This is a genomic window from Bradyrhizobium uaiense (assembly GCF_010811875.1).
Lineage (GTDB): Bacteria > Pseudomonadota > Alphaproteobacteria > Rhizobiales > Xanthobacteraceae > Bradyrhizobium > Bradyrhizobium uaiense.
Genome location: NZ_VKHP01000316.1, coordinates 1 through 9,657 on the forward strand (window position 1 = coordinate 1; position 9,657 = coordinate 9,657).

Consider the following 9,657-nt stretch of genomic DNA (forward strand, 5'->3'; position numbering starts at 1 on the left):
TTGCCGGAGGGAGTCAAGGGCGCGCGCGCAAGCCGGATCCCGCTCCACACCACCCGCCCGGACGCCGAGGCAGAGCGCCAGCAGCTGATCGACGGCCTGACCAGAGCGTTGAGGGATGTCCGCGCAGAGCCATTGCAGGAACTGATTGGCTTCGGCGACCTCGTCGATCGGCAGCGGCGGCGGATTTGAAGAGAACGTCTTGATCGCTTCCTCGACGCGGTCACGCATGCCGCGCCAGTCCGCGACGCAGGCGCGGACATCACTCAACGTTCTGGTCAGGCCGTCGATCAGCTTCTGACGATCTGCATCGGCGTCCAGGCGGGTGATGTGGAGATGAATCAGGCTTTCGCGCGCGCCCTTGGCTCCCTCCGGCAAAGCTTCCCCGTAGAACCGCAGCAGCTTCCCCTCATCATCGCGATCCACGGCGATGATCGGGTGAGCAACGAGGCTGACTTCGATGCCCTGCTCGGCGAGCTCCGCCATGGTGGAATCGAACAGGAAAGGCATATTGTCGTTGAGAATTTCGAGCACGGAAATCTCGCGCCCGTTCGGCAATGTGGGGTTGACGACGCGGATATCGGCGCTGCCGGCCGTGCGCCGCTGGACATGCTCCCAAGCCTGCTCCGCCAGGAGCGCAAGCGAGGCGGCATCGTAATTGGCGAGATCCTCGATGTTGGTGTAGCCGAACAACGGCTCGGCAAAGGCCCGGGGGCTCTTGCCCGCTGGCACGCTGCCCGCTGCGTCGCGGATCAGGGTTGCCCGGGCCTTGTCGTCGCGCCACGCCATAATGTCCTCCATTTGCCGTGCCGTCCGATCGCAGCCGCGATCATCAGCTTGATTCTGGAGTGCATCCCTTCGAGCCCGGTATCGAAGCTTCGACGGCCTCCGATGACAATACACGATCCCGCAGCGAAAGGTGCACGCTGTCGTGACGCGTGCTGAATTTCCCAAAGACAGCGGGTGGGACCGAAGTCGGCACCGACGGCGATCGAACGCTTAGGATAGGAAATCACATGTAATTTCAATTATATGTGTGTTCGTTGGTTGTCCTGAATGGTGTGCCACTTCTTCTTTTCTGCCCGCCCGTTGTCCGGCCATGGTGCCGGCCGGTCTGCCGGTTTCCGGCAGACCGGCCTCGCCTCAATGATGAGCCGACACACTCTTCATGTATTCGGACATGAGATCGGCACCGGCAAAGTGGCCCACATCCCCCAGGCTGACCATGCCGACCATTCGCTTGCTCTTGTTGATCACAGGCAGCCTGCGGATCTTCAGCGTTTCCATGTGATGCACCGCTTTCGCCAGATCGTCGTCTTCCCGGCAGCAGTGGATGCCTTCGGTCATCACATCGCGCGCCGTGGTGCGCGCGGAGTTGAAGTCCTTGCTCGCAAGACCTTTACAGACGAGGTCGCGATCCGTCACCATCCCGATCAGACGATCGTCTTGTCCGATCGGAATGCAACCGACATCGTGCCCGCGCATCAATTTTGCGATTTCAGTGATCGGGGTATCGGGGCTGACCCAATCGACGCCCTTGTGCATCACATCCTTGACCTTCATGGAGGACCTCCCTTGCAAGGCAGCAGCCCCCTCGCCTGCAACTATACAACAGATCGAGTGTGACCGCATGGGTCCTGCGCCTTGGTCAATTTGGCCGTCGCGCCAGGCTCAAGTTCCTGGCCTTGTCCAGGTTACGGGCCTCTGCCAGCGCGGCCGCGCTCGGCAAGACGGCCGACGCAAGGTCGGTCTCGGTGAAATCGACGCCGGCGAGATTGGCGCCGGAGAGATCGGCTCCCGCAAGGTCAGCCTTGTTGAGGTTGCAGTTCGCCAGGTTCGCGTACTGCAACTGCGCGAATTCGAGATCGGCGCGCGCGAGATTGGCGCCGCTCAAATCCGCATTCCGGAGATCGGCGGATTTGAGCACGCCCCGCATCAGGCCCATCGATTGGTTGCGCATATCGGCGCTCAAATCCGCACCGGCGAGCCTCGCCCCGATCAGGCTGGCACCGGATAGATCGGCGGTGATGCGAGCGCCGCTCAAATCGGCACCGCCAAGCTTGGCGCGCTGCATCTGCGTGCCGAGCAGCGATGCCTTGACGAAGGACGCCTCCGTCAGATCTGCGTCGATGAGCCAGGCCTGGTTCAGCACGGCCCGATCGAAGCGCGCAGCTTTCAGATTGGTCCGGTTGAGCTTGACGAGATGAAGGTTGCCGCCGGAGAAGTCGAGGCCCGAGAGATCGAGGCGCGACAGTCGCTTTCCCTCCAAATCCACGGTGTGTCGGTCTCCTTGAGACGCGGCCTTGAGGAGCGCGTCGACCTCGGCGCGCGTCATCTCCGACATAGTCATTTCGGGACTATCGAGGTCGACGCTGCTCAACAGGTCTTGCGACATGGCGGCAGTCGGATCAGCGAGCAGCGCCGCCATCGATACAAAAGCAAACGCGAGACGAAGCCGCATCGCCGTCTTTCCGCTTCTAAGGTATCGCTTCTCGCATCTTCGCGCCGGCCGCGCCGTGGAGATGTGCTTCCGGCGCCAGAGTATGGAACCGGATCACAATCCTGGCAATGCTCGTGACCGTTTCATGCGCAGGCGCCTCGATTGGCGGTACAGAACCCCAGCCCGTGCCCTGAGACAATTGACGAATCGCACGTCTGTTTGATCGCAATTCTGCGCCGCTGCAGTCTGGGCCTTAATCGCGTTGCGCGACCAACATCAAGATGCATAGCCACCGCTGCATGGGCCGCCCCTATTGGCACGGACCTAGCGATAGTCCTTGTTGTTGATCACCTTGCTGACGGCCGCCTGGGTGCGCGCGATGTCGCCGCGCAGCTTGAGAATCTCGGGGGTCGCATAGCCGGACGCCCTGGCGATCAGATCGGAGTCCGTATCGCCGGCTGAGGCCTTGCCGGCGAGCTCGTCGAGGTGGCGCTTCTTCTCCTCTTCCTCGAGCCCGCGCAGTTGCGCGATCGACTTCTCGCCCTCGCGTTGCGCCGCGTAGTACCCTTGATCCTGGCCTGCGGCATTCTCCTGTTTTCGTTCGAGCCGCTCGGCTCGAGCTATTCCAACATTGAACCCACATGATCGCGTTCCATCCTGACACCGAGCTGACTCGCATTCGCTGTCGTTAACGATTCCGTCGACGCGCGATCTCGAAATCACGGAGTCAGCACAAACATTCACAACGGGTTCATGTCACTGCCACTATTCACTCCAACGCTGGGGGAAGAAGATTGGAGTATGTGCCATGCGCCGCATCGCCGGACTGCCTTTCGCTCTTGCTCTCAGCCTCTGCTGTCTCTCGCCGCCTCACGCTGCACGCGCGCAGCTCGCCATCGGCATCAGCGTCGATGCAGCACCTCCACCCTTGCCTGTCTACGAGCAGCCGCCGATCCCAGGTGACGGCTACATCTGGACTCCCGGCTATTGGGCGTGGAGCGACGATATCGGTTACTACTGGGTTCCCGGCACGTGGGTGCTTCCGCCCGCACCTGCATTGCTATGGACACCCGCCTACTGGGGCTGGAACGATGGCGTCTATGGGTTCCACGCCGGCTATTGGGGAGCGACCGTCGGCTTCTACGGCGGCATCTCTTATGGCTTCGGCTACACCGGCGTCGGCTATGAGGGCGGTTACTGGCGCGGCGGCAACTTCTTCTACAACAGCTCCGTCAACAACATCTCGAATGTCTCGGTCACCAACGTCTACAACAAGACCGTCATCAACAACACGACCAACGTCAGCTACAATGGCGGCACCGGCGGCACCACGGTGAGGCCGACGCCGCAGCAGGTCGCCGCCGCGAACGAGCACCATGTGGCTGCGACCGCCGAGCAGACGCGGCACGCGGAAGCGGCGATGAAGGATCCGGCGCTGACGCTCGCCAACAACCATGGTCATCCGGCGATCGCCGCGACCGCGCACGCAGCACGGTTCAGCGGCGCGGGCGTGATCGCCGCGCACCCGGGCAAGCCGGTCGCGGCGCCGCCGCCCCGGCATGCGCAACCGACCGCCCAGCACGCTGTGCCGACCGGGAATGCCGTGCCGCCGGGACATGCCCTGCCAAGCGGAAACGCTTTGCCTGCCGCGCACGCTGCGCCGGCAGAGCACGCTCAAACGACCGGACACGCCCTCCCCAGCGGAAACGCGCTGCCGCCGACGCACACACCGCCACCAGGACACGCTTTGCCCGCGGGGAACACTCCGCCGGCGGCGCACGCACAACCGGCGGAACACGCCCTGCCGACCGCTCATGCTGCGCCCGCCGCCGCGGGACATCCTGCGCCAGCGCCGCACGTCGCAGCGGCACCAGCCGTGCATGCGCCGAGGCCGCAAGCCGCACAGCATGCTCCACCTGCGCCACGCCCGGCCGCGCATCCGCCGGCGCCGCACGTCGCGCAAGCGGCCGTGCACCGTGCCCCGCCGCCACGGCCCGCGCCGCCGCATGTGTCACGACCGGCACCGCGACCCCATCCCGCGCCAAGGCCGCAACATCCCGCTGCGAGGCCGGCGCCACACAGGCACGCGTGATCGAGCCGCTCGGCGTGCCCGCAAGGGCACGCCGATTTCACATGAGCGCCCATCGCGTGCAAAACGGCGCGCGATGCAAATCGTCGGTCACGGAATTTCCGGCGCGCAAGCCGCACCGTCAGGCCAGCTCGTCGGCCGCATCGCTGATCGCGGCGTAAATCTCCACGAGATCGGCCTCGGTGAGGCAGTAGGGCGGCATGACGTAGATTGTATTGCCGAGCGGGCGCAGCAGCAGGTTTCGCCGTTCGAAGAAGGCCTGAAGCTTGGGGCCGATGCCGCCGAGATAGCCGGCATCGCTGGCTTTCAGATCAAGCGCGGTGATGGTTCCGGTGCGGCGGACGCTTTCGAAACGCGCGTCGGTGCGGAACGGCGCGAGCATGCGCTCCTGCATCGCGGCAAGCGACGTGACGCGCTCGCCCGTGCCGTGTTGCCAGAGCTCGAGGTTCGCTTTCGCCGCGGCGCAGGCGACCGGGTTCGCCGTATAGGAACTGGAATGGAAGAACATCCGCGCACGATCGCTGGAATAATGCGCATCGTAGATATCGGCACGGCACAGCGTCACCGCCAGCGGCAACGACCCGCCGGTCAGGCCCTTCGAATAGCACGCGATATCAGGCGTGATGCCAGCCTGTTCGCACGCGAACAAGGTGCCGGTGCGGCCCCAGCCGGTCATCACCTCGTCGGCGATGAACAGCACGTTTGCGGCTTCACAGATGCGCTTCATTTCCGCCAGCACCCAGGGCGAATACATCAGCATGCCGCCGGCGCCGAGGATCAGTGGTTCGACGATGAACGCGGCTGCAGTTTGCTCCTTGCACGCGGCTTCGAGCGCGTCGAGCGTCGCCTGCTCGTGGCCGGCAGCGGGAAACGGGATTGACGCGACGTCGAACAGCAGCGGTTCGTACGCCCTGTTGAAGACGCCGCGCGCACCGACCGACATCGTGCCCACGGTGTCGCCATGGTAGGAGTGCTCCATGACGATGATCCGCGTGCGCGGCACGCCGATATTGTGCCAATAGCCGAGCGCCATCTTCAGCGCCACTTCGACGCTGGTCGATCCGCTATCGGAGAAGAACACGTAGTCGAGTCCCTCAGGCGCGAGCTTCAAAAGCTGCGCGGCAACCGCTTCGGCCGGATCGTGGGTATGACCGGCAAAGATGATCTGGTTGAGCTGTTCGGCCTGCTCCTGGATCGCGCGCACGATATGCGGATGGCAATGACCGTGGGTCACGACCCACCAGGACGCGATCGCGTCGATGATGCGACGGTCATCCGCGGTGTAGAGGTAGGCGCCCTCCCCGCGCACGATCCTTGTCATCTCGCCGTGCAGCGCGTGCTGGGTGAACGGGTGCCAGATCGGCGATTTCCTGGGCGACGTCATGCGTTGAAATCTTCGCTCCGGAACGATGCCTTGAACGCTGTGCGCAGCGCGTCTGCCGTGAGCGGGGCAAGCGGGGGCAATCGCCCCAACCGGCGCACCTGCCCGATCTCGCAGATAGCGCGTTCGCTCACGGGATTGCTCTCGCCGATGAATGCGATCCCGAGAATGTCGATTTGGCGCCTGCGCAGCGCCTCGACTGATAGCAGCGAGTGATTGATGGTGCCGAGCGCGGTGCGGGCACAGAGCACGACCGGAAGCCGCCATCGCTCGAAGACGTCGATATAGAGCATGTTGTCGTGCAGCGGAACCATCAGCCCGCCGGCGCCTTCGATCACCAGCGGCCGGTCGCCAATGTCGGGCACGGCGAGCGCCGCAGGATCGATGCGAACGCCGTCGATTGCGGCAGCCTGATGCGGCGAAGCGGGCGTTCGCAGCCGGTAGCGCTCCGGCACGATGCGATCGGCCGACAGACCACCAAGCCGCGCCACCAATTGCGCATCGGTCTCCTCGTCGAGACCGGCCTGAACCGGCTTCCAGTAACTCGCGCTGAGGAAGCCGGTGAGGCCTGCAGAGAAGATCGTCTTTCCAATCCCGGTATCGGTGCCGGTCACCACGATCCGGCGGCTCATCGCGACCAACCCTTCGTCTCCTCGACCAGCGCATCGAGCAGCGTGCGGACGTCGGCCTCGCTGACATTGAGGGTCAGCGTAATGCGTAGCCGCGCCGTCCCCACCGGCACGGTCGGCGGCCTGATGCCTCTGACGTCGAAGCCGCGCATCTGCAACGCCGACGCAAGCCGCATCGCGCGCGCATTGTCGCCGACGATATAGGGCACGATCTGCGAGCGCGACGGACTGTGCCAGCCGCGCTGAGCGAACTCCCGATGCGTGAACGTGACCAGCCTGGCGAGGCGCTGCTGATGCTCGGGCTCCTCCTGCAGGATCAGTAGCGCCTCGCGCACCGCGACGGCCACAAGCGGCGACGGCGCGGTGGCGAAGATGAACGGGCGGCAGCGATTGACCATGAAGTCGCGCAGCACGGTCGAAGCCGTGACCAGCGCGCCGGCGGCGCCGAGCGCCTTGCCGCAGGTATGAACGATCACGAGATTCTCGCGTCCTTCATAGGGCGCGGTCAGCCCGCGCCCCTGTTCACCATAGACACCGGTGCCGTGCGCCTCGTCCACCATCAGGAACGCGTCGTGGCGCTCGGCGAGAGCGACGAGCTCGTCGAGCGGCGCGACGTCGCCGTCCATGCTGTAGACGCTTTCGACCACGATCCAGACCCGGCCCGTTCCGCCCTCGGCGCGCCAGCCGCGAATGGTGTCTTCAACAGATTGAGGATCATTATGTTCGCTGAACCGGAACTCGGCCCGGCCCGCGCGCGCTCCCTCATGGATGCTGGCGTGCACCAGCGAATCCAGAACCAGCAGGTCGCCGCGCTGCGGCAGCGTGGTCAGCACGGCGAAATTGGCGACGTAGCCGCCGCCGAAGAACAGCGCGGTCTCGGCGCGGAAGAACGCGGCGGCGTCGGCCTCCAGTCTTTCGTGCTCCTCGCAATTGCCGCGCAATAGCCGCGACCCGCCGGCGCCGATCGGCGTGCCGGCCTCGAGCGCGGCCGCAACCGCTTGCTTGATGCGCGGCGCGCTCGCGAGCGCCAGATAGTCGTTCGAGACGAAATCGATGCCTGCGCGCGGCTTGAGACCGCGCAGCCGATCGTCCTTGCTCAGGGCGTGCAAGGCCGCGACGTAATCAGCGGCCTCGGCCGCATGGATTGCGCTCATGTTCGCTCACAGATTTATGGTTGGTCGCGCGGCGAAATGACGCCGCGCGCGCCGCACGTTGCGATCAGGCGAGACGGGATGTGATGCCAAGCCGATCGAGCAGATCGGCATCGCGATCGCGCTGCGGGTTCTTGGTGGTCAGCAGCACATCGCCGATGAAGATCGAGTTCGCGCCGGCGAGGAAGCACAGTGCCTGCAGTTCATCGGTCATGTATTGCCGCCCGGCCGACAGACGCACCACGCTGTTCGGCATCAGGATGCGCGCGGTCGCGACCAGCCGCGCCAGCGCGATCGGATCGGGACGCTCCGCGGTCTCGTTGACCGGCACGCCCTTGACCTCGTTCCACAGGTTGATCGGCACGCTCTCCGGAGGGCTCGGGAGATTGGCGAGCAGCACCAGCATGCCGAGCCGGTCCTCGACCATCTCGCCCATGCCGATAATGCCGCCGCAGCAGACCTTGATGCCGGCATCGCGCACATGCGCCAGCGTATCGATGCGGTCCTGCAAGGTGCGGGTGGTGATGATCTTGTCGTAGAACTCGGGCGAGGTATCGACGTTGTGGTTGTAGAAATCGAGCCCGGCGTCGGAGAGACGTTCGGCCTGCTTTGGCGTCAGCATGCCGAGCGTGACGCAGGTTTCCATGCCAAGCCCCTTCACCGCGCTGACCATGTCGCAGACCTGATCGAGGTCGCGGTCCTTCGGGCTGCGCCAGGCCGCGGCCATGCAGAAGCGGCTTGCGCCGGCATCCTTAGCGCGCTGCGCGACCGCGACCACTTCGTCCCGCGGCATCAGGCGGCTGGCCTTCAGGCCGGTGTCGTAATGCGCGCTCTGCGAGCAGTAGCCGCAGTCTTCCGGACAGCCGCCGGTCTTGATGCTGAGCAGGCTCGCGGTTTCGACGTGGTTCGGATTGAAGTTGGCGCGGTGGATGCCCTGCGCCTGGAACATCAGGTCCGCGAACGGCAGGTTATAGAGTGCCTCGGCCTCGGCACGTTCCCAGATCTTGCGGGGCGGTGCGCTGCTGCGGCTGTCGGTCCGTTCGATCTCAACGACATCAACCATGGGCTTGCCTTCTTGCTTGTGATGAATCATAGATAATCTGGAATATTATCTATGATCCTGGACTTAGAACGATGCTAGCTGAGGCCGTGCGGCAGCGCACCCGTTTTTATGATAGATAATCTATGATGGGCGAAGGCGAGAACGCGACGACCGCCGGGCGCATTGCCGAGGTGCTCGCTGAAGGCATCATCAGCGGCGCCTTGCCGCCGGATGCCCCGCTCCGGCAGGACCATGTCGCGCGGGAATTCCATTCCAGCCACGTCCCGGTGCGCGAGGCTTTCCGGCAATTGGAGGCGCAGCATCTCGTCGTTGCCGTGCCCCGTCGCGGGGTGCGGGTCGCGCCGCTCGACACCGCCGCAGTGAAGGAGATCGCCGAGATGCGCGCCGCGCTCGAGGTGGTCGCGTTGCGCAATGCTGCGCCGAGATACACATCGGCGCATCTGGCACGGATCGAGGTCGCCATGATCGAAGGCGACAAGGCCGAGACGGTGCAGGATTTCGAGCTGGCCAATCGCGCCTTCCATCACGCGCTGGTAGCGCCTTGCGCGATGCCGCGCCTGCTCGCCAGCCTCGACGGCCTGCAGCTCGCCAATTCGCGTTTGGTGTTCGCGATGGCCCGCAACGCCGGCTGGCGGCCGCGGCCGAGCCAGGACCATCGCGTCATCCTGCAGGCGCTGCGCGCACGCAACATCGAGCAGGCCTGCAGCCTGCTCGCGCGGCATATTCAGACCATCGAACGGCTTGCGCTGCCGGCGGCGTGATCGCGTTGTTCCGACGTGCTCCGGTTCACCTCGCCCCGCGTGCGGGGAGAGGTCGGAACGCATCGTGAGATGCGTTCCGGGTGAGGGGGAGTCTCCGCAAGCACAGCCAATAGCGAATGCGCGGAGACAGCCCCTCACCCCAACCC

Annotated in this window: 9 protein-coding genes and 1 pseudogene; 2 read left to right on the plus strand and 8 right to left on the minus strand. The window is 64.8% G+C overall.

Annotated elements, in window-relative coordinates; genetic code table 11:
- The 4 genes and pseudogenes from FNJ47_RS41665 to FNJ47_RS41680 all read right to left on the minus strand — a co-directional run.
- Window positions 1–798, minus strand: a pseudogene (locus tag FNJ47_RS41665) (hypothetical protein); the annotation flags it as partial.
- A gap of 342 nt (window positions 799–1,140) precedes the next feature.
- Window positions 1,141–1,560, minus strand: coding sequence for a CBS domain-containing protein (locus FNJ47_RS41670; protein ID WP_163162048.1), 420 nt, complete (start codon window positions 1,558–1,560; stop codon window positions 1,141–1,143).
- 85 nt (window positions 1,561–1,645) lie between these two features.
- Complete coding sequence (locus tag FNJ47_RS41675) at window positions 1,646–2,458, minus strand: pentapeptide repeat-containing protein (RefSeq protein WP_163162050.1); 813 nt, start codon at window positions 2,456–2,458, stop codon at window positions 1,646–1,648.
- Between the two features lie 303 nt (window positions 2,459–2,761).
- The gene (locus FNJ47_RS41680; protein ID WP_163162052.1) at window positions 2,762–3,160 is read right to left on the minus strand and encodes a hypothetical protein; all 399 of its coding nucleotides are present in this window, start codon (window positions 3,158–3,160) and stop codon (window positions 2,762–2,764) included.
- Between the two features lie 85 nt (window positions 3,161–3,245).
- Here FNJ47_RS41680 and FNJ47_RS41685 point away from each other — a divergent pair, with 85 nt between their 5' ends.
- Entirely contained in the window at window positions 3,246–4,529 is a 1,284-nt protein-coding gene (locus FNJ47_RS41685) for a YXWGXW repeat-containing protein (protein WP_163162054.1), read from the plus strand.
- Window positions 4,530–4,647: 118 nt separating this feature from the next.
- Here the strand turns inward: FNJ47_RS41685 and FNJ47_RS41690 are convergent, their stop codons facing one another.
- The 4 genes from FNJ47_RS41690 to bioB all read right to left on the minus strand — a co-directional run bounded on the left by FNJ47_RS41690 (window position 4,648) and on the right by bioB (window position 8,750).
- Window positions 4,648–5,910 (minus strand): adenosylmethionine--8-amino-7-oxononanoate transaminase, encoded by a 1,263-nt coding sequence (locus FNJ47_RS41690; protein WP_163162056.1) that lies wholly within the window; start codon window positions 5,908–5,910, stop codon window positions 4,648–4,650.
- On the minus strand, window positions 5,907–6,539 hold the full coding sequence (gene bioD / locus FNJ47_RS41695) for a dethiobiotin synthase (protein ID WP_163162064.1): 633 nt from the start codon (window positions 6,537–6,539) through the stop codon (window positions 5,907–5,909). The genes FNJ47_RS41690 and bioD overlap by 4 nt, the downstream gene beginning before the upstream one ends.
- The gene (locus tag FNJ47_RS41700; RefSeq protein WP_163162058.1) at window positions 6,536–7,690 is read right to left on the minus strand and encodes an 8-amino-7-oxononanoate synthase; all 1,155 of its coding nucleotides are present in this window, start codon (window positions 7,688–7,690) and stop codon (window positions 6,536–6,538) included. The genes bioD and FNJ47_RS41700 overlap by 4 nt, the downstream gene beginning before the upstream one ends.
- 64 nt (window positions 7,691–7,754) lie before the next feature.
- Window positions 7,755–8,750 carry a biotin synthase BioB gene (bioB, locus tag FNJ47_RS41705; protein WP_163162060.1) on the minus strand — a complete coding sequence of 332 codons (996 nt, stop codon included), beginning with the start codon at window positions 8,748–8,750 and terminating at the stop codon, window positions 7,755–7,757.
- A gap of 122 nt (window positions 8,751–8,872) precedes the next feature.
- Here bioB and FNJ47_RS41710 point away from each other — a divergent pair, with 122 nt between their 5' ends.
- A complete protein-coding gene (locus tag FNJ47_RS41710) occupies window positions 8,873–9,511 on the plus strand; it encodes a GntR family transcriptional regulator (RefSeq protein ID WP_163162062.1) in 639 nt (212 codons plus the stop codon).
- Window positions 9,512–9,657 lie beyond the last annotated feature (146 nt).